The following is a 913-nucleotide window of genomic DNA, read 5'->3' as shown; positions in this document are numbered from 1 at the left end:
CTCGTCTCCCGTCGCCAGCTCATGCAAATCCGCCGCGAACACGAGGTTCGCGACGGCTACCAGCATTAAAAACAGGATCAGAGAGCTTTTCTTCATGTAGTTGAGTTTACTTGCAAGCAATCAGACAATACAACTCCTTTCCCGTTTACGGGACCGCGCGTCTGGCTGTCACGGTCCGCTAGCCGCCTTCGACAAGCCGTAGGCGATGACTTCCTTGTAGAGCGGATAGGCCTTCGAAGTCGAGGTCATCTCTTGAGTTGTGTGGAGTAGAGCCATGCCCGCATCACCTTGAAGATCAAGGGATTTGAAGTCAGGGCTAGCGGTTTGCAGCAACCTCTTCATGACTTACTTGGTCTGGAAACATCTGTACCTGTACAGATTTTGGCGTCGGTTTGCGCAAAAAACGTTCTAACATCAGATAATGCTTTATTATCTTGGGTTAAATTAGGTCTATTCAAAGCTCCCATTACCGCCTAATATAGTACGTATATACATATTACGTATCACAGTACGAAATAAACAGGAGAGGACAGCATGGCTCGTGGCGGTATCAACAAAGCATTGGTGGCCAAGGCCCATCAGGCCGTTCTAGCCAGGGGAGAAAACCCCTCCATTGACGCGATACGCATAGAGCTCGGTAATACCGGCTCCAAATCAACGATTCATCGCTATCTCAAAGAGCTGGAGGAGGAGGCGTCCACCAGACTCGATGATGAGGCCCTATTGAGCCAGCCCATTAAGGACCTCATTGCGCGCCTGGCATCGCGCCTACAGGAAGAGGCACACGACATCATCGATGAAAGTAAAAGCCGCTATGAACACCGGATCAAAGAGCTCTCTGACCGCTGCGCCGCGCTCACTCAAGAGGCTGGCCAGCTGGCCGATCAGCAGACAGCGTTGAAATCGCGCCTTG

Annotated in this window: 1 protein-coding gene; it reads left to right on the top strand. The window is 51.4% G+C overall.

Features of this window, described 5'->3' with window-relative positions:
* Window positions 1–534 precede the first annotated feature (534 nt).
* Window positions 535–913 (top strand): DNA-binding protein (locus WA429_RS21315; protein ID WP_336107922.1); only part of this gene is annotated, 379 nt, incomplete at its 3' end.

Origin of the sequence: Thalassospira sp. CH_XMU1420-2, assembly GCF_037029325.1 — a bacterium.
GTDB lineage: Bacteria > Pseudomonadota > Alphaproteobacteria > Rhodospirillales > Thalassospiraceae > Thalassospira > Thalassospira povalilytica.
This window is presented reverse-complemented; position numbering and strand designations above follow the sequence as displayed.